Annotated in this window: 20 protein-coding genes and 2 pseudogenes; 15 read left to right on the forward strand and 7 right to left on the reverse strand. The window is 66.0% G+C overall.

Annotated elements, in window-relative coordinates; all coding sequences use genetic code 11:
- On the forward strand, positions 1-506 hold a 506-nt coding region (locus G0A00_RS23575), incomplete at its 5' end, for an IS110 family transposase (protein WP_164184752.1).
- 346 nt (positions 507-852) lie between these two features.
- Here G0A00_RS23575 and G0A00_RS23580 read toward each other — a convergent pair.
- From G0A00_RS23580 to G0A00_RS23595, 5 genes and pseudogenes are all read right to left on the reverse strand, one after another.
- Positions 853-2292, reverse strand: coding sequence for a hypothetical protein (locus tag G0A00_RS23580; RefSeq protein WP_024099412.1), 1440 nt, complete (start codon positions 2290-2292; stop codon positions 853-855).
- A gap of 150 nt (positions 2293-2442) precedes the next feature.
- Positions 2443-3296, reverse strand: a pseudogene (locus G0A00_RS23585) (IS5 family transposase).
- A gap of 171 nt (positions 3297-3467) precedes the next feature.
- On the reverse strand, positions 3468-3593 hold the full coding sequence (locus tag G0A00_RS26805; RefSeq protein WP_255455375.1) for a hypothetical protein: 126 nt from the start codon (positions 3591-3593) through the stop codon (positions 3468-3470).
- Positions 3594-3765: 172 nt separating this feature from the next.
- The gene (locus G0A00_RS23590) at positions 3766-4806 is read right to left on the reverse strand and encodes an IS110 family transposase (RefSeq protein ID WP_164184751.1); all 1041 of its coding nucleotides are present in this window, start codon (positions 4804-4806) and stop codon (positions 3766-3768) included.
- 234 nt (positions 4807-5040) lie between these two features.
- Positions 5041-6068 (reverse strand): annotated as a pseudogene (locus G0A00_RS23595) (IS110 family transposase).
- Positions 6069-6501: 433 nt separating this feature from the next.
- Here G0A00_RS23595 and G0A00_RS23600 point away from each other — a divergent pair.
- The 7 genes from G0A00_RS23600 to G0A00_RS23630 all read left to right on the forward strand — a co-directional run bounded on the left by G0A00_RS23600 (position 6502) and on the right by G0A00_RS23630 (position 14394).
- A complete protein-coding gene (locus tag G0A00_RS23600) occupies positions 6502-7485 on the forward strand; it encodes a TAXI family TRAP transporter solute-binding subunit (RefSeq protein ID WP_018065884.1) in 984 nt (327 codons plus the stop codon).
- Positions 7482-9389: a TRAP transporter fused permease subunit gene (locus tag G0A00_RS23605; protein WP_164184750.1), complete on the forward strand. Its 1908-nt coding sequence runs from the start codon at positions 7482-7484 to the stop codon at positions 9387-9389. The genes G0A00_RS23600 and G0A00_RS23605 overlap by 4 nt, the downstream gene beginning before the upstream one ends.
- Positions 9390-9467: 78 nt before the next feature.
- On the forward strand, positions 9468-9743 hold the full coding sequence (locus G0A00_RS23610) for a hypothetical protein (RefSeq protein ID WP_164184749.1): 276 nt from the start codon (positions 9468-9470) through the stop codon (positions 9741-9743).
- Between the two features lie 190 nt (positions 9744-9933).
- The gene (gene dctP, locus G0A00_RS23615; RefSeq protein ID WP_164184748.1) at positions 9934-10935 is read left to right on the forward strand and encodes a TRAP transporter substrate-binding protein DctP; all 1002 of its coding nucleotides are present in this window, start codon (positions 9934-9936) and stop codon (positions 10933-10935) included.
- 115 nt (positions 10936-11050) lie between these two features.
- Positions 11051-11560, forward strand: a complete 510-nt coding sequence (locus G0A00_RS23620) for a TRAP transporter small permease (RefSeq protein ID WP_164184747.1) — start codon at positions 11051-11053, stop codon at positions 11558-11560.
- Positions 11553-12863, forward strand: a complete 1311-nt coding sequence (locus G0A00_RS23625; protein ID WP_164184746.1) for a TRAP transporter large permease — start codon at positions 11553-11555, stop codon at positions 12861-12863. The genes G0A00_RS23620 and G0A00_RS23625 overlap by 8 nt, the downstream gene beginning before the upstream one ends.
- A gap of 70 nt (positions 12864-12933) precedes the next feature.
- Positions 12934-14394 (forward strand): aldehyde dehydrogenase family protein, encoded by a 1461-nt coding sequence (locus G0A00_RS23630; protein WP_164184745.1) that lies wholly within the window; start codon positions 12934-12936, stop codon positions 14392-14394.
- Between the two features lie 58 nt (positions 14395-14452).
- Here the strand turns inward: G0A00_RS23630 and G0A00_RS23635 are convergent, their stop codons facing one another.
- The gene (locus tag G0A00_RS23635) at positions 14453-15439 is read right to left on the reverse strand and encodes a 3-hydroxyacyl-CoA dehydrogenase family protein (RefSeq protein WP_164184744.1); all 987 of its coding nucleotides are present in this window, start codon (positions 15437-15439) and stop codon (positions 14453-14455) included.
- A 340-nt stretch (positions 15440-15779) separates the two neighbouring features.
- Here G0A00_RS23635 and G0A00_RS23640 point away from each other — a divergent pair, with 340 nt between their 5' ends.
- The gene (locus tag G0A00_RS23640; RefSeq protein ID WP_164184743.1) at positions 15780-16571 is read left to right on the forward strand and encodes a helix-turn-helix domain-containing protein; all 792 of its coding nucleotides are present in this window, start codon (positions 15780-15782) and stop codon (positions 16569-16571) included.
- A 100-nt stretch (positions 16572-16671) separates the two neighbouring features.
- Here G0A00_RS23640 and G0A00_RS23645 read toward each other — a convergent pair whose 3' ends face one another.
- A complete protein-coding gene (locus G0A00_RS23645; protein WP_164184742.1) occupies positions 16672-17949 on the reverse strand; it encodes a Rieske 2Fe-2S domain-containing protein in 1278 nt (425 codons plus the stop codon).
- Positions 17950-18061: 112 nt separating this feature from the next.
- Between G0A00_RS23645 and G0A00_RS23650 the strand changes: the two genes are divergently transcribed.
- Genes G0A00_RS23650 through G0A00_RS23675 form a run of 6 tightly spaced genes read left to right on the forward strand, consistent with a single transcriptional unit; the run spans position 18062 to position 24386 of the window.
- Entirely contained in the window at positions 18062-19003 is a 942-nt protein-coding gene (locus G0A00_RS23650; RefSeq protein ID WP_164184741.1) for a PDR/VanB family oxidoreductase, read from the forward strand.
- A 10-nt stretch (positions 19004-19013) separates the two neighbouring features.
- Positions 19014-20177 (forward strand): Gfo/Idh/MocA family protein, encoded by a 1164-nt coding sequence (locus G0A00_RS23655; protein ID WP_164184754.1) that lies wholly within the window; start codon positions 19014-19016, stop codon positions 20175-20177.
- Between the two features lie 11 nt (positions 20178-20188).
- The gene (locus tag G0A00_RS23660) at positions 20189-21181 is read left to right on the forward strand and encodes an ABC transporter substrate-binding protein (RefSeq protein WP_368667741.1); all 993 of its coding nucleotides are present in this window, start codon (positions 20189-20191) and stop codon (positions 21179-21181) included.
- Positions 21182-21194: 13 nt separating this feature from the next.
- On the forward strand, positions 21195-21638 hold the full coding sequence (locus G0A00_RS23665; protein ID WP_164184740.1) for a hypothetical protein: 444 nt from the start codon (positions 21195-21197) through the stop codon (positions 21636-21638).
- A 22-nt stretch (positions 21639-21660) separates the two neighbouring features.
- Positions 21661-22590, forward strand: a complete 930-nt coding sequence (locus G0A00_RS23670; RefSeq protein ID WP_164184739.1) for a DMT family transporter — start codon at positions 21661-21663, stop codon at positions 22588-22590.
- Between the two features lie 35 nt (positions 22591-22625).
- Positions 22626-24386 carry a thiamine pyrophosphate-binding protein gene (locus G0A00_RS23675; protein ID WP_018065869.1) on the forward strand — a complete coding sequence of 587 codons (1761 nt, stop codon included), beginning with the start codon at positions 22626-22628 and terminating at the stop codon, positions 24384-24386.
- The last annotated feature ends 126 nt before the right edge of the window (positions 24387-24512 follow it).

Genomic DNA, 24512 nt, shown 5'->3' on the forward strand with positions numbered 1-24512 from the left:
CAAAATCACCACCTGCAATGTCGCGCTGTTTCACCAGCGGTGTCGCTGCACAGGCGATTGCCGATCAGGCTGAGGCCCTGGAGAAACGGATCCTCGAGTGGCACCGGACGCACGAGACGAGCCGGCGACTGGCGACCATTCCCGGTATCGGACCGATCACCGCCAGCGCAATTGCTGCAAATGTTCCGGATCCGAGCCTGTTCCGCTCGGCACGACAGTTCGCGGCCTGGCTAGGCCTGACGCCACGGGCGAACTCAAGCAGTGGCAAGGATCGACAGACCGGGATCAGCAAGCAGGGTGATGGATATATCCGGCGACTGCTCGTTTCCGGCGCGACTGCGGTGCTTCGCTTTGCAAGGCAGGGCGATGCCGGCAAGGCTTGGATGCTTGGGCTTAAAGCACGCAAGCGACCGAAAGTCGTTGCGGTCGCGCTCGCCAACAAGACTGCCCGGATCGCTTGGGCGCTCCTGCGCCGCAACGAGATCTACGCGGCCCCTGTCTCCTGAGCGCGGAACCGCTGACGGAATGCGTGAAGCTGAGAAGAGATGACAAACCGGTCGAACCGGGGATCGGGACACCCCAGGGGGTCAAGGCGCAGAAAGCGCGCAATTTTGATTGGGACCCGATCCGCGGACTTCATCTGGGCCAGCGGCTAGACCGCACCACAAAGGCCGTAGACATGACTGCTTTCGGCATAGGCGCGTCAATTCCCAGCTTGCGCAGCAGGGGTCGTCCAGACATGGGAACACTTGCCCTCGCCAGAGATGCCCACTGCGCGTTGGCGACGGTCCACCAATGACTTGCGCCACCGGACCTGTGGGGGAACCGGCGCAGCGCCAGTTCCCCATCGGCTCATTCTGCCGGAACCCAGGGCCGGTTATAGGCTGCCACGCGCCAATCACCGTGTTCGATGAACCGGGGGGCGCTCCCGGTTTCCAGCGCCTCGGCTGCGGCGTTCAGCGCCTCGGGCGATGTCTCGGGCCAGGCGCCCGTTTCGATCCGTTCGACCAGGGTCTCGACGATGGCCGTGCTTTCGGCAGCCGTGAACTCGCAATGGCCCGTGCCCTGGACCAGCGACTGCCGATACAGATCGCCGGTACCCTGCTCCTGCACCAGCGCGCCGTAGCCTTCCATCAGCGTGTAGGGAATGGCCCAGTCGCCCAGCATGTGGATGCGGATCGCCGGAACCTGCAGATCGCCGGTCGTCGTGCGCCCGTCTGCGGCCCAGAAATCGCGCGCATAATCCGAGGCCGCGATGCGGGGGGCGGCGTCGATCCTGGCAATGTCGGCCTGAAGGTCCAAACCGGCCTGTTCGTAGAGCGCCTCAACCGTCCGCGCCATCGCGGGTGCGGCATTCTGGTAGAAGGCGGCATAGTCGACCCCCTCGTTCCCGGAAAGTTGCTGCCCCGATGCGGCGTTTTCGAACAGAAGCCGCGAGGACCCGCCAACATTACCGCCGATGCGCAGCGCCGAGGCCACGATCATGTCGGCCATGGCGCCGGCATCCGCGGTGTCGGGTAGTTCGGTCCCCTCGACCATCCACGGCGACCACTGTCCGATGGCGAAGGCAAGCGCCAGCCGCGCGCGGCCCTCCGGGCTTTCGCCCGCCGTTTCGATGGCGGCCATCCAGGACGCACGGATCGCGTCAAGGCTGCGCTCGCCACCCGCTCCGGCATTGGGCAGGCCGACGATGGCGAGATCGCTGGCCGGACCGTGCCCAGCGGCCTCATAGCTTTCGCCCAGCAGGGTCTGCATGGCGAACCAGCCATCCAGGAAACTGCTCATGATCCAGACCGGCGTATGGGCGGCAAGCACGGCGGCACCGTCGATCCTGTCCGGGTAATCCTCGGCCGAAGCGAGGCTGTCGAGCCCTCCGCCAGAACAGCCGTATTGCAGCACCATGTCAGGAGCGCGCTCCAGGTCCGTGAAAATGTCCTGAACAGCTTGTAGATTCAGGATTTCACGCTGCGGATCGTATTGCCACAGGCGCAGCGGGTGCCGGGCGAGCCCGGCGAAGGCATAGCCACGACCGAGCAGGTCGTCATACCGCTGGACCGCTGACGCGACCGAAACGTTGCTGGCGAAATCCAGATCCCTGAGTAGTCGACCATTCCAGTTCTCGGGCACGCGGATCAGCCATGCCGTCCCGTCCGGCAGGGTTCCCGCATGTTCGTTGAAGGCGGGCTGCTCCTGCGCCGACGCGAGCGGGGCGAAGCCCGCGGTCAGAGCGAGGCAAAGCACCACCATTCCGGTCCGCGAACGCGGGCCGGCCAAATTGGCTGTCCGTGACATGAATTTCCTCCAGTTTGATGCAGCGATGAAATCCGGCTCCTCTTCCGGGGAACCATCGCCGGGAAAAAACATAGATAGCTAATTATTAGTGTCAAGGGCTCTGATGCACAAATCGGCTTAAGGCCGAGGTTCCCCTTTCCCCGGACGGACTTATCCCACAGCTTCCGTGACGGGTATTCCGAGCGCGGTGTAGCCGTTCAGGACGGCGATGCGGACCTGGAGTTCGGCGACCTGTCGATCGAAGTCCCGTGCCATGAGCCGCTGGCCCAGCAACTTGATACAATGCATCTTTGTCTCGACGCGGCTTCGGCGGTGGTATCCACTCCATCGTCGCCAGAGCGCGCGGCCCAGGTATTTCGCCGCGCGCAGGGCCTCATTTCGCGCCACGGCTCCGGCGGTGATCGTCTTCCAGGGCTTCGCGTTCTTGCGGGGCGGGATGACGGCATGGGCACCGCGATCTGCAATCGCATCGTGGCATTTGCGCGTGTCGTAGGCGCCATCAGCCGTAACGCTACCGATTTCCTGGTCCTGCGGGATTTGGTCGAGAAGGTGGGTAGGATGGGCGCATCACCGATGTGGCTCCCGGTGACTTCGACGGCCCGGATCTCCAACGTTTCTTCATCGATCCCAAGGTGGAGCTTGCGCCAGACGCGCCGTTTCGGGCCGCCATGCTTGCGTGCGTGCCACTCGCCTTCACCTTCGACCTTGATCCCGGTGCTGTCGATCAGCAGCTGCAACGGCCCCTTGGAGCCGCGGTAGGGGATGTTCACGGCCAAGGTCTTCTGGCGGCGAGATAGCGTGCTGAAGTCGGGCACCGTCCAGTTCAGGCCGACCAGCCGTAGCAGGCTCTCGACGAACCCGGTCGTCTGCCGGAGCGCCATGCCGAACAGCACTTTCATCGAGAGGCACGTCTGGATAGCGGCATCGCTGTAGGTCTGCTGGCGGCCACGCCTGCCTGTCGGCGCGGCATCCCAGCTCATCTCGGGGTCAAACCAGATCGTCAGCGAGCCCCGGCGCTTGACTGCTTCATTGTAGGCTGGCCAGTTCCTGGTCTTGTAGGTCGGGGGTATGGGTCTGCTCATGCAGCCTGACTAACAGACTGGATTCGCAAGGTGAAACCTTCACAGCATTTGCGCAACATGTATAACCGCCCCTTGCGCAAGAGGGTTTCTGGATCAGTTTCGCGCGGTGTCGGGTGCTGACATGTATCCGGCCTCTGTTGCGGCCATCATCACGCCGCGGGCCCGTTCTCTGATTGCGGTATTGTCAATCGGGAAAGCGAGCCGTCCGTCCAGGGTCATGGTTCTCTCCGAGGTCACGCGTGTGCGCCTCATCATGGTTTTCGGTGCTGGTCGTCTTCAATGTATGGCTCGGGTTCTGCGGAACACTCCACTTCCCATCGGCCCGCGCGAGATCGACCAACCTCCGCCCCTTCGGGACTTCGCTCCCCGCCAAGCGAGGCGAGAATTCAGGTCAGGCAACGGCCTCCTTTTGCCAATTGAAATCGGTTTCTGTCTTCCACATCGTCAACATGAGCACGGCGAGTTTTCGTGCGGCGGCCACGGCCGCCTTCGCGAAGCCTCGTCGTCCTGCAAGGCGAATAGCCCAGCTCTTCAAGGCCGAAAATTTCCGCACTCGTGTGATCAGGGTTGTTGCGGCCTCGAACAGCAGGCTCCGCATGACTCCGTCGCCGCATTTCGACACCCGACCCGACCAGTCCACTGCGCCGGATTGGTGCCGTTTTGGTGTCAGCCCGAGATAGGCGCCGACATCCGAGGTCTTGCTGAACCGCGCTGGTTCATCGACCAGCGCGATGAAATTCAACGACACCACCGGCCCGACGCCGGGAATGGTCATCAGACGGCGCGCTATGGGATGGTCGCGGGCCATCTTCTTCACGGCAGCATCGAGATCGGCGGCAGCTTGGCACAGCGTGGCATGCGTGGCGATGAAACCATCAGCAATCACACCCAATAGCGGATCGGTCGCCCCGGCGGCGGCCAGTTGATCGCGGAACGCCTGACGCTGCCGGCCTTGGCTCGTCCCGGACATTCGGATCCCGAAGGTCTTGAGAACCCCACGGATATGCCCTTCGAGATCCTTACGGAGACGGATCAGTCGTTCCCGAGCGCTTACCAGAACACGCAGGCGATCCGCCCCTTCGCTGCGGATATGAACCGGCGTGAACCAGCCGGTGCGAGCGAGCTGGGCCAGCCCTTCTGCGTCGCCGACGTCGGACTTGTTGAGGCGTGCCGACAGGCTCTTGTGCGCCTTGCGGGCATCAATACAGGTCGCCGGCAATCCCAGTCGGGCCATCCCGCGCTGCAGCCAGATCGACAGCATCCCGCTCTCATGCACGATTTGCTGCGGTGCCAGCGATCGATTTCGAAACCAGCCCATGACGCCTTCGGGGTCCGCAGGGCAATTGCCCTGCGCGATGGTCTTGCCTTCCCCGTCCACGACGCAGATCGAAATCTCTTTCAGCGATACGTCCAAACCGGCATAGTGTTTCATGGTCGTTCTCCTCACGGCTACTATCCATGAGGCCAATATACCGGACCTCGATCGCCATCGGAGAGCGGCCGCCGCAATCACACCATGTATGGTGTTCGCAGGTCGGGTCCAGATCAAAGCCGCGTGCTCGATGGCACTCTGTTGCGCTCTGGTTCTCCCGATCCCGTCTCACGACCGTGCGCCAAACGTCTCCTTGCCCTCTTCCGCTCCGACGTCCTCGCGACCAGTGACGGCTTACGCCGCAGCGGTCGGAGACTGGTAGGCGCCGCCTCGGGCCATCAGCGCCCAGACGATCCGCGCCATTTTGTTCGCCAGCGCGACCCGCACCAGCATCGGCGGCTTGCGCGTCAGCATCTCGCCAAGCCATGTGCCCGGCCGGGCAGCGGCATGAACATGCCGCTTGATGATGACGCTGTTGGCCCCGATGATCAGCAATCGCCGCAACGACCGTTCGCCCATCTTCGTGTTGGCCCCGAGACGCTGCTTGCCTCCTGTGGAATGCTGACGGGGCGTGAGCCCGAGCCAGGCCGCGAAGTCGCGCGCTTTGCGGAACGTCTCGGGGGGCGGAGCCAGAACCGCTATGGCCGTGGCAATCAGAGGACCTATCCCCGGGACTGTCATCAGGCGCCGCGCCACCTCATTCTCCTTGGCACACCGGGCGATCTCGGCATCGAGCTTGCCGATTTCCGTTCCGAGATGGGCGAGTGACGCCACCAACACCTTGAGCGTGGGGATGGCATCGGCAGGCAGACCGCTTTCCGGGTCTTCCACAATGGCAATCAGCTTCGACATGTTGGCCGCGCGCTGCGGAACGATCATTCCGAACTCGCCCAGATGCCCGCGCAGGGCATTGATGGTCTGGGTTCGCTGCCGGATAAGCAACTCGCGGATGCGAAAGACCATCGCCGCGCCTTGGGTCTCCTCGCTCTTCACCGGCACGAAGCGCATCGTCGGGCGCGTCGCCGCCTCGCAGATCGCCTCGGCATCAGCCATATCATTCTTCTGGCGCTTCACGAATGGCTTCACGTAGGCGGGTGGGACCAACCGCACGTCATGCCCGATCTTCCCGATCTCGCGCCCCCAGAAATGGGCGCCACCGCAGGCTTCCATCGCGACGACGCAGGCCGGCAGCTGTCCAAAGAATGCCAGACCTGATCTCTTCGCAGCTTCTTGCGCAGCACCGCCCGGCCCGTAGCGTCGGCACCGTGGACCTGAAACACATTCTTCGCCAGATCGAGCCCGACCGTGATAATCTCCGACATGACCGCTCTCCTTTGTGGATCCTTGCAGACCCACCTTGGCACATCGATGCCGTCGGGGGGGCACACCATCAAAGCCGCAAATCCTCATGAAATGCGCGGCCCGCCTCGGCGTCGTAGCACCGGTAGGCGCAATAGTGCTGCTGCAGGATGGGCGAGGGCGCCCGCCCGCACAGGGTCTTCGTCATGATGTATGTTGCTTTCGTGAGTGTCGGCATTACCCGGTTTCCAGCGCCGCGGGGGACCGTAACGCCTTCCGCGTCGAGCTTGAGTGGGGGGATAGCAAGCTTTGGTATCTAATCGTTGACAATCTCCTAGCGAGGGCTTTAAAGATAGATGTCTAAGCTATGTTTCGCAAACCACCGATCCGGCCCCCGTGTTCCGGATGTCGGACGGGAGAGGGGCGCGACGCAGGGCCAAACGGGAGGACATGATTATGCGTTTCACTGCAATCGCGATGGCTGCCGGCCTCGCCGTCTCGGCGACGGCTGGTCACGGCCAATCGCTCAACCTCACTCTTTCAGGCGGGAACCCGGGCGGCCTTTGGTCGCTGCTGGGCGCCGGCATCGACCGCGCCGCGCAGGTGGCGGACACCTCGGCCGTGGTGACCTATCAGGCTACGGGCGGCGGGTTCGCCAACATCGGCCTGCTGGGCGCCGGGCGCACGGATCTGGGCCTGGTGCACGACGCCGAGGCGCAGCTCGCGCTGGGAGGCGAAGAGCCCTTCCGCGGGCCGATCACGAACATGCGGGCCATCGGCTACATGTACAACTGGGCGCCGATGCACTTCTTCCTCGACCGCTCGATGGCCGAGCAATACGGCATCGACAGCCTGGACGACATCGCCGGCAGCGGCGCGCCGATCCGCATCGGCATCAACCGCTCGGGGAACATCACCTCGAACATCGCGCTGATGATGTTCGAGCTGGTGGGGGTGACCGACGAATCCCTGGCCGAAGCTGGCGGCCAGTTCGTGCGCGCCGGCGCCAATGAGCAGGGCGAGCTGCTGCAGGACGGACGGCTCGACATGATTACCAACGGCATCTTCATCAACCACTCGTCGTTTCGCGCGGTTGACACGAATGCTGACGTTGTGCTGCTGTCGGTCCCGCAGGAGGTCATCGACGCCACCAACGAGCGCTTCGGCACCGGCCAGATGGTCATTCCCGCTGGCAGCTATTCGAACCAGCAGGCGGACGTGAACACCGTGACGCTGGGGGCGCTGCTGGCCGCGACCGACGCGATGAGCGACGACGACGCCTATGCCTTGACCAACGCCCTCATCACCAACATCGACGAGGTGCGCGCGGTTCACAGCGCCATGCAATCCCTGACGCCCGAGTTGCTCGCCACGCCCAGCGTGCTCGAGTTCCACCCCGGCGCCGCCCGTGCCTACAGTGAGGCAGGGCTGTCGCAATGATCGGGACACTCGTCTCCACCGGCCGCAGGAGGGATCTTGCGGCCGGCCAGCAACGGGCCATCGTCGTGGTGGCCGCGATCTTCTCGGCCTGGGTGATCTACGCCAACCTCTTCACCATCTCGGATCCGCTAGTTCTGGGCATCCTCTTCGTTTCGGGGATCTACGCGATCATGTTCGCGGCGATCGGTGCCACGCCGAACGCTCCCGACCGCATCCCGTTCTATGATATCGCCCTGTCGCTGCTCAGCCTGGCAGCGGGCATCTTCTTCTTCGTGAACGCCACCGCCATTGCGGACCGCATCAGCCTGCTGGATCCGTTCACGCCCGCGCAGCTCTTCTTCGGCATCTCGCTACTCCTCCTGACCCTCGAAGCGACGCGCCGGACCACGGGCATGGGACTTACCATCGTGGTCGTGGCCTTCCTGGCGTACAACTGGTTCGGCTACCTGCTGCCGCCGCCCTTCGGGCATGGCGTCGACGATTTCACCTACCTGCTCGACATCCTGGTGTTCACCACGGACGGCGTGTTCGGGGTGCCGATCCAAGTGGTGGCCAGCTATGTCTTCCTGTTCGTGATGTTCGGCACCTTCCTGTCAAAAGCGGGCGGGGGCGAGTTCTTCTTCAATCTCGCGGCGCTCCTGACAGGGCGCACGCGCGGCGGTCCGGCAAAGATCGCGGTGATCTCGTCGGGGCTCTACGGCACGATGTCGGGCAGTCCGACCTCGGACGTGGTGGCAACTGGCTCAATCACCATCCCGGTGATGAAGCGCCTGGGCTACAGCGCGCGCTTTGCCGGCGCAGTCGAGGTCGCGGCCTCGACGGGCGGTAGCGCCATGCCGCCGGTGATGGGTTCGGCCGCCTTCATCCTGGCCGAATACACCGGCGTGGATTACAAGGCGGTGGTGGTCGCGGCGTTGGTTCCGGCGCTGCTGTACTACATCGGCGTCTTCAGCCAGGTGCACCTGCGCGCGGTGCGCGACGACCTGCGCCCGTCCGAGGATGAGATGCCGACCGCGGCCTCGACCTTCCGCACCGGCTGGGTCTTCCTGCTGCCGATCATCGGCATCGTGGTGGCGCTGCTCTCGGGCTATTCGCCGACCTTCACCGCCGGTATCGGCGTGATGGGTGTCATCATCGCATCGACGCTGCTGAAGGCCACGCGCCTGTCCCCGTGGCAGGTGATCGAGGGGCTGGGCGAGACGACGCTGCGCATCCTGCCGGTGGCGGGCGCCTGTGCCGCCGCGGGCCTGGTGATCGGCGGTCTGTCGATGACGGGCCTGGGCATGAAGGCTGCGAACCTGATCCTGCTGATCAGCAACTCGCAACCGATCCTGACGCTGGTCATCGCCGCCGTTGTGACGATCATCCTGGGTCTCGGCATGCCGACCCCGAGCGCCTACATCCTGGCCGCCGTGCTAGTCGGTCCGGCGCTGGCGCAACTGGGCTACCCGGTGCTGCAGAGCCACATGTTCCTGCTGTACTTTGCCGTTCTCTCGGCGCTGACCCCGCCGATTGCGGTGGCGGCTCTGTCGGCGGCGGCGATTGCGCATGAAGACCCGTTCAAGATCGCCTTCACCTCGGTGAAACTGGCCTCGATCGGCTTCATGCTGCCCTTCGCCTTCGTCTGGAACCCGGCACTGATGCTGCTGGCCGACCCGCTGTCGAATACTTTGGCCGTGGTTGGGGGCGTGATTGCCACGCTGTCCGTGGCCACCGCGGTCGAGGCCTTCGCCAGCAAGCCGGTATCGCCAGCGGAGCGGGTGCTTCTGCTAGGCAGTGCGGTTGCGGCGGTCGCGCCCTTCCAGCTGCTCGCGGTCGCGGGCATCGCGCTCGGGGCAGCCATGTTGGCACGTCACCTGGTGGCGGGGCGCCGGGCCAGCGTGCAACAGAACGCCGCCGGCTGATGCCACCCTGATGCACCCTAACAGATCGCGCGGCCCGGGCCCCTCCGGGCCGCGCGTGTTTTTGCAAGAGAGACCGACGTGACCCATCCGACCCAGACCGCAGACCGACCCACGACGCAGAGCCCCCCCGCCGTGCCGCCGCAACAACCGAAGTTCTGGAAGCGCTGGGCGGTCAGCATGCTGGCCGTCTATCCCGCGCTCATCGTCCTGGTGCTGGCCACGCGGCCCTTCACCCAGGGCATGCCAATGGCGGTCTCGCTGTTCATCGTGGCGCTGCTGCTGACCGGATTGAATACCGGGCTGATCCTGCCATTCCTGAACCGGAAGCTGGGGCGCTGGCTGGCTGCGCGCTGAGGCCGGAACGGGCAGGGCGGTACGATTTTATATATGTGAAATGTCGCAATGATCCCGCCGGCGATCAAGACAAGGTACTCTCCGCCAAATAAGCTTAGATAGCTTATCATGTAGGTTGAGCAGCCAATCCAGACCAGACTGCCCGTCTAGGGGGCGGCGCAGTCGGAACGCTACGGGAGGAGCGAGCGACATGACTTCATCCACCACATTCACCAACAATTTGCGTGCCCTTGCAGGCGCTTCGGCGCTATCGGCCGCGACGCTGGGCATGACTGGTGCCGCCGAGGCCCGCGACTTCCGCCTGCTGTCGGGCTGGGATTCCAGCTATGTTGCGGTCGACGTGCTGACGTCGTTCATCGAGACGCTCGACGAAGCCGTGACCGAGGGCTTCGGCGTCAATGTCATGGGCCCCGAGACCGTGCCCCCGTTCGAGCAGTTCGACCCGGTGTCGCGCGGCCTGTTCGACCTGCTGTTCACCAATGGTGCCTATCACTTCAACCAGACTTCGGTGGGAATGGCGCTGGACGGCTTGTCGGGCGATACCGAGGCCTTGCGCGAAGCCGGAATTTGGGACGCGGTGGATGCCGATTACCAGGAGCAGGAGTTGAAGCTGATCGCCGTGCTTTACGACCTGAATGGCTACCACATCATGCTGAACGAGCCGGTCGGCGAGAACGGCCTCGAAGGACGTCGCGTGCGCGGCACGCCGATCTACCACCCGGCGATCAACGTGCTGGGCGGCTCGCCCGTGGTGCTGCCGGGCGGCGAGATCTACCCGGCGCTGGAACGCGGGGTGATCGACGGTGCGGCCTGGCCGACCATCGGCGCTCTGTCCTACCGCTGGTTCGAGGTCGCCGACTACATGATGCGCCCGACCTTCGGCCAGGTCGGCCATCTGGTGTTGATGAACCTCGACACCTGGAACGACCTGTCCGAGGAAACTCGGGCCGAGATCGAGACCGCCGCGCGCGAGTTCGAGATCGAGGCCAATGGCCTGTTCGACACGCTGGTCGCCGACGAGAGCGCCGCCCTTGAAGAAGAGGGCATGAGCGTGACCGAGCTGTCCGAGGAACTGGCGGGCACGCTCAGCTCGGCCTGGTTCTCGGGCGTGATGGACCTCGCGGCCACGCAATCGGGCGAGGCGATCGAGGAAATGCGCCGTCTGGCGACCGAAGCCGATCTCGACGGCTGATCGGGGCCCGGCCCCTTCCGACGCGCGGCCGCTTGGCGCCGCGCGTCCTTCCGCCTCCCGGGGCCTCCTGTTGGCCCTGACTCTTCGGCCTTTCCGTTTCCAGGAGCTTCCCTCCATGCGACCGATCCTGACGCTTCAGGACGTGCTAACCCGGCTGATGTTCTTCATCGGGGTCGGTGCACTGGCAGCTATCGTGCTCATCTATGCCTTCGAGGTCGTCTCGCGCTATGCCTTCGGCGCGCCGACCCTCTGGGCGAGCGATTTCGTTTCCTTCCTGCTGCTGATCACGGTGTTCAGCACCGCGCCCTGGCTGACCCGCGAAGGCGGGCACGTGGCCGTGACGATCCTGCCCGATCTGGTCGGCCGGCTGCGCCAGGTGATCCTGCGCGCCGGCTTCCTGGTGGCGGCGGCGACCTGCCTCTGGGCCGCCTGGCTTTGCATCGGCGAGGTGCAGCACCTGGCCTCGCGCGGGACGGCGACCTTGACCACCGTGCGCATTCCGAAATGGATCCTGGTGGCCTTCATCACCTATGGCGTGGCCAATTCCGGCCTGTATTTCCTGCGCCTCGCCTTCGGCCCGGCGCCTTCCGAGACCGACTCCCAACCCGAGGTGACCCATGGTTGAAGGTATTGCCGCCGTCGCGACCGGCGTGGGGCTGCTTCTGGGCTTCATGGCCGTGGGCCTGCCCGTCTTCGCGGCCTTCCTTCTGGTCAACCTGCTGGCCGTCGCGGTCATCATGGGGCCGATGGGCTACGGCATGTTCGTCAACTCGCTCTATGAGACGACGACGACGCAATCTCTGGTCACCATCCCGCTGTTCATCCTGATGGGCGAGATCCTGTTCCGCTCGAACTCGGTCGAGGTGCTGTTCCGGTCCATCGACACGCTGGTCGGCCGGGTGAAGGGGCGCCAGTACGTGCTGTCGATCCTGCTGGCCACGGTGTTCAGCACCCTGTCGGGTGCTGCGATGGGTGTGGCGGCCATGCTGGGCCGCTCGCTGCTGCCGGGCATGATCGCGCGCGGCTACGACGCGCGGCTGTCGGCCGGCACGATCCTGGCGGGCGCCAGCCTGGCGCCGTTGATCCCGCCCAGTGTGCTGGTCATCATCATCGGCACGCTGGCCGGCGTCTCCATTGCCGGGCTGCTGATCGCCGGGATCATTCCCGGCCTGATGTTCGCCGCGATCTTCCTGGGCTATTGCTTCATCCGCGTCTGGCTGAACCCGTCGCTGGCGCCCGACGAACCCGACGACGGCACCCGTGCCACGCTGGCCGACAAGGGCTGGGCGCTGCTGCGGGTGGTGCCGTTCTCGATCATCATCCTGATGGTGATGGGTCTGATCCTGGCCGGGATCGCCACGCCGACCGAGGCCGGCGCGATGGGCGTCATCGGCTCGCTGATCACCGCCGCGATCTACCGCAACCTGTCGTTCAAGATGATCGGCGAGTCGCTGGTTTCCTCGGCCAAGGTTGCGGCGATGATCCTGTTCATCATGGCCAGCTCGAAACTGTTCAGCCAGCTGCTGGCGTTCACCGGCGGGGCCTCGGCGATGACCGAATGGGTCGTTGGGCTGGAGCAGTCGCGCTGGGTGATGCTGATCCTGCTGATGCTGCTGCCCTTCGTGCTGTGCATGTTCATCGACCAGATCGCGCTGATGCTGATCGTCATCCCGATCTACCTGCCGATCATCGAGGAACTGCAATTCGATCCGATCTGGTTCTGGCTGCTGTTCCTGGTGAACATCACCGTGGGGGGCATGACCCCACCCTTCGGCTACACGCTCTTCGCGCTGAAAAGCGCGTGGGAGGACGCCAGCCTCGGTAAGGTCTTCTCCTCGGCCTGGCCCTTCGTGCTGCTGTACCTGCTGGGCATGATCGCGCTGGCACTGGTTCCCGGGCTGACGACGCTGCTGCCGTCGATGCTGTGACAACCCTCGGCGCGGCGGCCCCGGTCGCCCGCCTTTCCTGAGACGCCATCTGTAAGACTAGGAGGGCTCCATGCTCGAACCGACCCTGCCCGCGAATCTCGGGCTCTACTACGGCAATGCCTGGCACGCGGCACAATCCGGCCGCACCGATCCCACCTTCGACCCGGCCACCGGCAAGGTGCTGGCGCAGGTCGCCACGGCGGGCGAAGCGGACGTGGAAGTGGCCGTGGCCAGCGCCCGCGCTGGCTTCCGCGAATGGCGCGACGTGGCGCCCCTGGAGCGCGCGCGTGTGCTGAAGGAGATCGCCGTCATCATCCGCAAGCATGGCGACGAGCTGGCGCTGCTGGATTCCGCCAATTGCGGCAACCCCTATACCGAAATGCGCGGCGACGCGGGCGTCGCCGCGGCGCAGATGGAATTCTTTGCCGGCCTCGTCACCGAGATGAAGGGCGACACCATCCCGATGGGGCCTGAGCGCATCAACATGACCCTGCGCGAGCCTCTGGGCGTGGTGGCGCGGATCCTGGCGTTCAACCACCCGCTGATGTTCTGCGGCGGTAAGATGGGCGCACCGCTGGCTGCGGGCAACGCGGTCATCATCAAGCCTCCGGTGCAGGCGCCGCTCTCGGCGCTGAGGCTGGCCGAGCTGATCGACGGCCTGCTGCCCAAGGGCGTCTTCACCGTGCTGCCCGGCGGGACAGAGGCGGGCGCGGCCTTGGCCTCGCACAAGGGTGTCGACAAGGTCACGTTGATCGGCTCGGTGGGGGCGGGGCGCGCGGTGATGCGCGCGGCCAGCGACACGCTGAAGCCGGTACTTCTGGAACTGGGCGGCAAGAACGCCTTGATCGCCTATCCGGACAGCGACCCCGACAAGGTGGCCAACGCCATCGTCGCGGGCATGAACTTCAGCTGGTGCGGGCAGAGCTGCGGCTCGACCAGCCGCGCGTTCCTTCATGACGACCTGCACGACGCGGTGGTCGATCGGTTGGAGGCGGCTGTGTCGCGCTTCAAGCCGGGCATGCCGACCGATCCCGCGACGACAATGGGCGCGCTGGTCGGGCGCGAGCATTTCGACCGGGTGATGGGCTACATCGCCTCGGGCAAGGCAGAGGGCGCGCGCGTCGTCACCGGCGGCAACGCGGTGACCGATGGGGCGATGGCGGACGGCTGCTTCGTCGAACCGACGATTTTCGCCGATGTCACACCGGACATGCGCGTCGCCCGGGAAGAGATCTTCGGCCCGGTTCTGGTGCTGCGCCGCTGGTCGGAAGAGGGAGGGATGATGGACGAGGTGAACGGCCTCGACGTAGGCCTGACCTGCTCGATCTGGTCGAAGGACCTGGCCACGGCGCATCGCGCGGCGGCCCGCGCCGAGGCCGGCTTCGTCTGGATCAACGAGGTCGGGCGGCACTTCCTGGGTGCGCCCTTCGGCGGCTACAAGCAGTCGGGCCTGGGGCGCGAGGAGGGGATCGGCGAGCTGATCTCGTTCACGCAGGAGAAGAACATCCACATCAATCTGGGTGGCCAGTAAGCCGTTATCAGGACTGTGGGAAGAAAAGGGGGCGGATCATCCGCCCCCTTTTCTTGTCTCAGCGGGGCGCCAGCCGGCCCACCGGGTCGCGCTGCCGCAGCCAGTCCAGGAGGTCGGTCAGCTGGCGGTCGCGCTCCTCGACGATCTCGGCATAGGGCGCGTCGTACTCGTACCAGCCGCGTCCGGTGATCGCGCCCATGTGCCCGGCCTCGGCCAGGTCGCGCAGCGCCTTGCGGCCCTTGTAGTTCTCGTCCCCGGTCTGGTGGTACAGCGAATCCGTGACGGCCAGCGCCGTCGCCTTCGACACGATCAGATCTTCGGTCAGCAGCGGCCCCCACAGCGCGAGGCGCGGCCCGATGCTCAGCCGCACGGCCGCGTCGATATCGTCGCGGCTGGCGATGCCTTCGTCCATCAGGCGATAGATCTCGGTTAGCATGGCGAACTGGATCTTGTTGATCAGGAAGCCCGGCCGCTCCCCGCAGGCGACGCCCACGTGATCGATTGATTCGACGAAGGCCCGGCCCCATTCCACCAGCGACGCCGGGGTGAAATCGGCGTGGATCACCTCGATCGAGCGGATGATGTGCCCGGGCGTGATGTAGTGCAGGCCCAGGATCCGCTCCTTGCCGCTCACCTTGGCGCCGATGTCCGACAGCAACAGCGACGAGGTGTTGGTGGCCAGCACCACCTCCGGCGGGCAGAGCGCGTCCAATTCGGCGAACAGCGCCTGCTTGGTCTCGAGCTTCTCCTGCACCGCCTCGTGCACCATGAAGGCGCCCTTCACGGCCTCGGCCAGCGAGGGCTCGGTGCGCACGCGTGCCAGCATCGCGTCGACGGCGGCCGGGTCATCCGCGAAGGTCGCGGCGATCGGGCGCGCGCGCTCGGCAAAGCTGGCCAGCAACTCGGTGTTCATGTCGCACAGCGCGACATCGTGGCCGTGATGGGCATAGAGCGTGGCGATCACGCAGCCCATGAAGCCCGCGCCGACGACGCAGATCGTGCCGGACGACGGCGGGAGGGGGATGGAGGGGGCGGTGTCGGGCATGGAACCTCGTCTGGTGTCAGGGCACGGTCGCGGCGTGCCCGCCGCCTGCCGAAAGGGATGAACGGGGAGGGCCGTGCCGCTGCGCCATCGCGCGCGCATCCTGCCGTCTCCCTTGCCGACAGCCTTGCGAAATCGGGCCTCCGGTCAACGCGAACCACCCCGCACGGCGGATATTTCGAGGATGTGAATTCTGCCCTGTAGTCCCGTGCGCCGGCTGCGCGACATCCGCCGGGGCCGCGTCGCGAACCCTTTCCGCAGCGCCCCGGTTCGCCTAGATTGGGACAGGGCGGAGCGGGCCGGAACGGGTCGCCGAGCTGTGTGAACCGAAAGGGCAGGGGAGATGACCGCAGACAAGGTGAAATCCGCTGCGCGGGTGTTCGAGATCCTCGAGTTCTTCGCCAGTCACCGACAGCCTGCCCGGCTGCACGAACTGGGCGCCGCGCTCGGCTATCCGGTTTCCAGCCTGACCGCGCTTTTGCGCACCATGCTGGACATGGGTTACATGACGCTCGATCCCGCGACCCATGCCTATCTCCCCGCGCCCCGGCTGCAGACGTTGACGGGCTGGATGCAGGTCGACGACTATGAGCAGACCGTGCTGTTCGATTCCCTGTGCCGTCTGCGCGAGGCTGCGGGCGAGCCGGTGGTGCTGGCCGCGCCCGCCGACCTGCATGTCGATTACGTCACCTCGCTGCACCGGCGGGAGGGGCGCAACACCCATATCCGCGCGGGTGACCGTCGGCTGATGGTACAGAACGGCACCGGCTGGCTGATGCTGGCGCGCGCGGCGCGGCCCGTGGCGCTGCAGATCTACCGTCGCACCGTGGCCGAGGGGCTGATCTCGCCGCGCGACTACCCCCAGGCGGCCTTCGAGGCGGTGCTCGACGCCAATCGTGATACCGACGTATCGATCCTTCACGCGCGCGACCTGCTGGACATTCCGACGCACCGCACGGTGCATTGGGATGCCTCGATGATGTCGACGCTGATCCCGGTGCCGCCGGGTCATGCACGCCCGCTGGGCATCGGGATTCACGGGCCGACGGAGCGCATATCACGCCGCGCGGATGAACTGTCCGAGCTGCTGCGCCAAACTTCGGCAGAGCTGGCGGCGCGCCTCGAAACCGTCTGAAGAGGCGCGCTCAACTCTGTGCAAAAACATGAAAAAAGGCCCACTCGATTGCTCGTGCGGGCCTTCCTTGCTTGCGCCTTGGGAGGAAGGCGCGAGCGCGTCACTCGGCCGCTTCGGCCGGGTCATGGGCGACCAGCGTGCGCCAGTCGACATCCTTGGGATAGACCCCCTCGTGCGAGGCGATGCGCGACTGCAGCGCGAAGCTCTCGGTGCCGATCGCCGGGCCGCCCTCGGCCACCTTCTGCGCGGCGTCGGTCATCAGTCGGCGGAACTCGACGATGGCGAGGTCCGAGGCGCCCAGCACGTCGGTATGGCGCTGCACGCGGCTGCCCATCGACACCCACATGATGATGTCCTCGTTCGGGATGCCCGGAACGCCGGTGAAATGGCCTTCCTTCATCAGCTCGCGGTCCTGCTTGAAGTCGTTGTCCAGCGTCCGAAGCGTGCGCCACTTCTCGTCCAGGTCCTTGCCCGGAACGGCGTGGTTGAAGGCGCGCCATTCCTCGGTCGAGGGCACCTTCGGGCCGCCGAAGGCGAGGAAGTGGAACGCAGTCTCGTCGTCGTTGATCGGCACGATGACGCTGGCCACCTTGTAGGCGTTGTTGGGCGGGATCAGCGAATAGTATGGCGCCACGAACTCGGTGATGCGCAGGTAATGATGCGTTGCCGCGTTCTTGATCGGCTTGCGGATCGCCGCGTAGTGGAAGCCGTAGCTGGTGGTCTCGGTCTGCATGCGCGGCGATTTGTCGGTCGACGGACGGTACCACGATTTGTCATCGGCCGCGGCACTTTCCACGCGCGCGGGTTTCATCGTCGAGGAATGCAACGACGAGGAATGCGCGCTGTCGATCTGGCCCTCGTGGATCTGCGCCCAGTTGGCGGGGACGCGGATCTTCAGGATGGCGACCGGCGTGTCCTCGGTGGGGGCAAAGGCGGGGGGCTGGAACTCCGGCATGTCGGCCTTGTCCCCCAGCCAGGCCCAGACGAAACCGCCCCATTCGCGCACCGGGTAGGAACGGGCCTTGACCTTGTCCATCAGCGGGCTGCCCTCGGGCTCCGAGGACATGGCGACGACGTTGCCGTCCACGTCCATCTTCCACCCGTGATACAGGCAGCGCAGGCCGCAATCCTCGTTGCGGCCGTAGACCAGCGAGGCTTTGCGGTGCGGGCAGAGCTCGTCGAGCATGCCGAGACGGCCCTTGGTATCACGGAACGCGACGTAGGATTCGCCAAGCACTTCGACGCGCAGCGGCTTGCCGTCGTTCTCGGCCACTTCCTCCATCAGGCAGACCGGCGTCCAGTGCTGACGCATCAGTTTCGCCATCGGCGCGTCACCCGTCACGCGGGTCAGGACTTCGTTCTCTTCGGGGGTCAGCATCTCGTACTCCTCCTGCGGCCCGGGCCCGTGAAGGCCAATCTCGAATGCTTGACAACATATACTTAGCTATCTAAATTAGCAAGGGCAGATACACGTTTTTTGGGAGGGGCGAATGGAGCTCATCAGGATGCGCGTCGGTGCAAGACGCGCGCTGACCCCGCAGATCACCGAATTCACGCTGGTTCCGATGGAAGAGGGCGCGCTGGCCGGATTCACGCCCGGCGCGCATGTCACGGTCGAGACGCCCTCGGGGGCGATGCGGCGCTATTCGCTGGTCAACGACGGCACCGCGCCGGACCACTACAAGATCGCCGTGAAGCGCGAGCCGGCCAGCCGGGGCGGATCGGCCTCGATGCATGACGAGGCGGTCGAGGGGTTCGAGCTGAACGTCGAGGTGCCCGAGAACGATTTCCCCATGGCCGACGCGCCGCGCTACCTGCTGATCGCGGGCGGCATCGGGGTCACGCCGATCTCAGCCATGGCCGCGCATCTTGAGCGGGAAGGCAAGGATTTCAACATCATCTACCTCAGCCGCAGCGCAGAAGAGGCGGCCTACCTGGAGGACCTGACCACCGCTTACGGCGACCGTGTCCTGGCCCATCACGACGAGGGTGACCCCGAGAAGATCTATGATTTCTGGGACCATTTCGCCGAGCCGCAGAAGCTGAACGTCTATTGCTGCGGGCCCAAGCCGTTGATGGACGAGATCGAGGCGATCTCGGGCCATTGGCCGGAAGGCCGCGTCAACTTCGAGGATTTCAAGCCCGTCGATGTGGTGCGCGCCGATGACGAGGCCTTCGAGGTAGAGCTGAAAAAGAGCGGCCAGACGCTGACCGTGCCGGCCGACCGCTCGATCCTGGAAGCGATGCGCGATGCCGGGTTCCCGACCGTCAGCTCGTGCGAAAGCGGCACCTGCGGCACCTGCAAGACGCGGCTCTTGGAAGGCGAGGCCGATCACCGCGACATGGTGCTGATGGACGAGGAAAAGGCCGACAAGATCATGATCTGCGTCTCGCGCGCCTGTTCGGGCGGGAGGCTGGTCCTTGACCTCTGAGCCCGCGCAAATGCCCGTCAGGTTGGGCGTCGTCGGGCTGGGCCGCGGCTTCATGCTGATGATCCCGACCTTCACCGCCGATCCGCGCGTGAAACTGGTCGCCGCCGCCGCTCCCCGCGCCGAAAGCCGCGCGGCTTTCGAGGCCGAATTCGGCGGTCGGACCTACGACGACATCGTGCCCCTTTGCGCCGATCCGCAAGTCGAGGCCGTCTATATCGCCACGCCGCACCAGATGCACGCCGACCACGTCTGCACCGCGCTCGCCGCCGGCAAGCATGTGCTGGTCGACAAGCCGATCGCCATCTCGATGGCCGATGCCGACCGCATGGTCGCGGCCGCCGAGGCCTCGGGCAAGCACCTGATCGTCGGGCCGAGCCACAGCTTCGACCCGCCGGTCGAGGCCGCGGCGCGCCTGATCGAGAGCGGTGAGGTGGGCTCCCTGCGGATGATCCAAGCCTTCAACTATACCGATTTCCTCTACCGCCCCCGGCGCCCCGAGGAGCTGCGCACCGAAGAGGGTGGCGGCATCCTGTTTAGTCAGGCGATCCACCAGGTCGACGTGGCGCGCAGGCTGGCGGGCGGCATGGCCACCCGCGTGACCGCGATGACCGGCGCCTGGGATCCCGCGCGCCCGACCGAAGGCGCGTTCAGCGCGCTCATCGCCTTTGCCAACGGCTCCTTCGCCAGCCTGACCTATTCCGGCTACGCGCATTTCGACAGCGACGTCTGGATGGATAACGTGGGCGAGCTGGGCCAGCGCAAGGACCCCGCCGCCTATGGCAAGGCGCGTCGCGCCTTGCAGGGGCTCGACGCCGAGGCCGAAGCCGCGCTCAAGCAGACCCGCACCTATGGCAGCGGCGCCGGGCTGATCGAGGCCGAGAGCAACGAGCATTTCGGCCCGGTGATCGCGCTGTGCGACCGCGCCGACCTGCGGCTGACGCCCGGCGGGCTGGATGTCTGCGGCGACACCGAGCGCCGCTTCGTCGAGGTGCCCTTCGGACCCGCCCCGCGCGGGCCGGTCATCGACGCGCTGGTCCGCGCCGTGCGCGAGGATCGCGCGCCCGCCCAGACCGGCGCCTGGGGCCGCGCCAGCCTCGAAATTTGTCACGCGATCCTGGAATCGGCGGCCTCGGGTCAGCCGGTGGATCTGCAGCGCCAATGCGGCATCACGTAAAGGAGGAACACGTGTCCGATCTGAAACTCTCCCTCGCCATGGGGAATTACGACCGCACGCGGGCCATCGTCGACGGCCGGGTCAAGATCGACGGTGTCGATCCCGTGCCGATGCTGCTGTCGCCCGAAGAGATGTTCTTCCGCGCCTTCCGGCACGAGGCCTTCGACATCTCGGAGCTGTCGTTGTCGTCCTATTCGATCTCGGTCGCGCGCGGGAACCCGCATTACGTGGCCCTGCCGGTGTTCCTGAGCCGCGCCTTCCGCCATACCTCGGTCTATATCCGCACCGACCGCGGCATCGACCGGCCTGAGGACCTGAAGGGCAAGCGCATCGGCATCGCAGAGTACCAGCTGTCCGCCAACGTCTGGGTGCGCGGCATCCTGGAAGAGCATTTCGGCGTGAAACCCTCGGATGTGACTTGGGTGCGCGGCGGCATGGACACGCCGGGCCGGCCGGAAAAGATCGCGCTCACGCTGCCCGACGACATCACCATTGAGCAGGCGCCCGAGGGCGCCACGCTCAACGGCATGCTGGCGGCGGGCGAGATCGACGGCTTTATCGGCCCGCGCTGGCCGCGCTGCTTTGCCGAGGGGCATCCCCATGTCGGCCGCCTGTTCCGCGACAGCATCGGCGCGGCCGAGGATTACTTCCGCGAGACCCGCATTTTCCCGGTGATGCATGTGCTGGGCGTGCGCCGGACCCTGGTCGAGGAATACCCCTTCCTGCCCGCAGCCCTGCTCAAGGCGTTCTCGGAGTCGAAGAAACTGGCCGAAGAGGCCTTGAACGACACCTCGGCCACCAAGGTGACGATGCCCTTTGTCGAGGACACGCTGAACCGGGCCCGCGCGCTGATGGGTCCCGATCCCTGGAGCTATGGCGTCGGCGCCAATGCGCATGTGCTGGACAAATTCCTCGACTACCACTTCGCGCAGGGCCTCTCGCCCCGCCGGGTGCAGGTCGATGAGCTGTTCCACCCCTCGACCCTCGAAGCCTACAGCCTGTGAGCAAGGAGGCCGCATGAGCCGTTACCAACCCGGCGATATCGTCGAGATCCGGCTGGAGCAGGGCCTCGCCTATGCCCAGCTGACCCATGAGCACGACAGCTACCCGCCCGTCGTGCGCCTGTTCCGGGGGCTGAGCGACAGCCGCCCGGCCGATCTGGAGGCGCATGTCGCGCAGGCCCCGCGCCTGACGGCGATGATCCCGCTGGAACAGGCGCTGGACCGTCTGGGGCTGGCGCATGAGAAGGCGGGCAGCGCCGCGCTGCCCGAGGACGAGCGCAAGTTCCCCACCTTCCGAATGCCGATCCGCGACAAGCAGGGCGAGATTGTCTACTGGTGGTTCTGGGACGGGCAGGGACTGAGCTACTCGGTCGAGCTGGACGCGATCCAGGACAGCCTGCCGCTGCGCGAGGTGATGTCCTCGGCCAGGTTGCTGCAGGAATTGCAGGCCCAGGCCTGAGCGCGAAACACGACAGGTCCCCATGATCCCCTTTATCGGCGAGATCTTCGCCATCCTCGCCGCCTTCTGCTATGCCTTCGGCTCGGTCGCCGCGACCAAGAACGCGCGCGAAAAGGGCGGGCGGGGCAATGCCGTGCTGCTGTCGATCGTGCTGACGGCGCTGTTCTCGGGCGGGTTGTGGCTGATCATGGGGCCGTCGCTGCCGCCCATCGACGCCGGTTTCTGGACCGGCGTGGCAATCTTCGTGGTGGCGGGCATGCTGGCCACGGTGCTGGGGCGGATCTTCTTCTTCCGCTCCATCGAACTGGCTGGCGCCATCGAGACCGGGCTGATCCGCCGGCTGATCCCGGTGTTCGCCGCCGTGCTGGCCATCCTGTTCCTGGGCGAGAGCCTGACGGGCGCCAGCGCGCTGGCCTTCGTGCTGGTCTTCGCCGCCGTGGCGCTGGTGGTGTTGTCGAACCGATGCCAGATCGTTGCCGGTGACGAGGACGCCCGGCGAGCGGCCGGCGAGCGCAACACCGGCCGTGTCCTGGCGCTGATGTCGGCGGCGAGCTATGGCGGATCCTACGTGGCGCGCAAGTTCGCCATGCGCTGGCTGCCCGATCCGCTGATCGGCGCCTTCATTGGCGCGGTAGCCGCCTTCGTGTGGTTCGCCGTCGCAGCCCTGTTCAGCGCCGCCTATCGCCGCCACCTGAGCGAACTGTTCCGCCGCCCGACCGGCTGGCAGCTGGTGGCGGCCGCCTTCGTATCGCTGGGCCAGACCGCGCAATTCGTGGCGCTCAGTTTCACTACCGTCACCGCCGTGGCGATCATCGGCACGATCGAGATGTTCCTCGCGGCCTGGCTGGCCGCCTGGGTCCTGCGCACCGAGGATCGCCCCGGCCCGATCTTCGCGCTGGCTTCGCTGATGGCGATGGCAGGCGTGATCGTGCTGGCGCTGGTGCGCACCTGAAATAACACAAGAATTCCGAAACGGGAGAGAGACAGATGACCAGGGAAACCGACCGCCCCACACCCTGCGAGGTGAAGACGCTCTACGGCAGCGACGCCATCGCCGAGATGCTGCGCCGGCTCGACACGCCCTACGTCGCGCTCAACCCCGGCTCGAGCTTCCGGGGCCTTCATGACAGCATGGTCAACTACCTCGGCAACCAGGATCCGCACATGCTGCTGTGCCTGCATGAGGAACACGCGGTTTCCATCGCCCATGGCTGGGCCAAGATCACCGGCAAGCCGATGACCGTGGTGCTGCACGCGAATGTGGGCCTGATGCACGCCGCGATGGCCATCTACAACGCCTGGTGCGACCGCGTGCCGATGCTGATCCTCGGCGCGACCGGCCCGGTCGACGCGGCCAAGCGTCGGCCCTGGATCGACTGGCTGCATACCTCGCGCGATCAGGCGGCGGTGGTGCGGCCCTATGTGAAATGGGATGATCAACCGGCGTCGCTGGCCGCCTCGCTGTCGTCGCTGATGCGGGCGATGCAGATTACCACCTCGGCCCCGATGGCGCCCACCTATGTCTGCTTCGACGTGACGGTGCAGGAAACCGCCATCGAAGCCATGCCCGCGCTGCCCGATCCCGCGCGTTTCGCAGCCCCTCAGGCCCCGGGTGCGAGTGCCGCGCAGGTCTCGGCCCTGGCCGACATGCTGGCCGAGGCGCAATCGCCGGTGATCCTGATGGGCCGCGTCTCGCGCGATGAAGGGGACTGGGCGCGGCGCGTGGCGCTGGCCGAGTATTTCGGCGCCCGCGTCATCACCGACATCAAGACCGGCGCCGCCTTCCCGACGCGCCACAAACTGCACGCGGGCGCGCCCGGGTTCTTCCTGTCGGCTGAATCGGTCGAGGCGCTGTCGGGCGCGGATCTGGTGCTGTGCCTCGATTGGGTGGACCCGGCCGGCACGCTGGCGCAGGGCAAGCTGGGCGCCGGGGCCAAGGTGGTCAACGCCACGCTCGAGCCGATGCTGACGAACGGCTGGTCGATGGATCATCAGGACGTGGTGGCGAGCGATCTCACCATCCTGACCGAGGCCGATGCGCTGGTCGCGGCGCTGTGCGAACGGCTGGGGCTGGAACCCGCCGCACCCGCGCCCCGCACGGCACCCGCGCCGCACGGGCAGGAGCCCGATGCCGTGCTGTCGCTCGACGCGCTCTCGCATGTGCTGCGCGCGGGGCTGGCCGAGGATCCGCACACGCTGGTGCGTCTGCCCCTGGGTTGGGACGGTCGCCATTGCGATTTCACCGGGCCGCTCGATTATCTGGGCTATGACGGCGGCGCAGGCATCAGCTCGGGCCCCGGCATGGTCGTGGGCGCGGCGCTGGCACTGAAGGACACGGGCCGCATGCCGGTCGCGGTTTTGGGCGACGGCGATTTCATCATGGGCGCGACCGCGCTGTGGACCGGGACGCATCAGAGCGTGCCGATGCTGATCGTGGTGGCCAACAACCGCTCGTTCTTCAACGACGAGATCCACCAGGAACGCGTCGCCCGCGACCGCGACCGCCCGGTCGAGAACAAGCATATCGGCCAGGCGATCGACGAGCCGGATATCGACATCGCCGGCCTCGCGCGGGCGCAGGGCGCGGTGGGCATCGGCCCGGTCGCGACGGTGGCCGCCTTCGAGGCCGCGCTGGCCGATGCCGTGGCGCAGGTGCGCGCGGGCAAGTCGGTGGTGATCGACGCCCGCATCCTGCGCGGCTACGTCAAGGAGATGGCCGAAGGCATGACCGCGGAACAGGACGGCTGAACAGAATGGCTATGCGGGGCGTCGTGGATGGGCAACGGGTGACACGAAACGGTTGAAAAGACATCTAACCCTTGCGTCCTGCACGGGAAATCAGCACAAATGGAAGCGACCCGCCGCCGGCATCGC

The organism is Salipiger sp. PrR002 (genome assembly GCF_010500775.1).
Lineage (GTDB): Bacteria > Pseudomonadota > Alphaproteobacteria > Rhodobacterales > Rhodobacteraceae > Salipiger.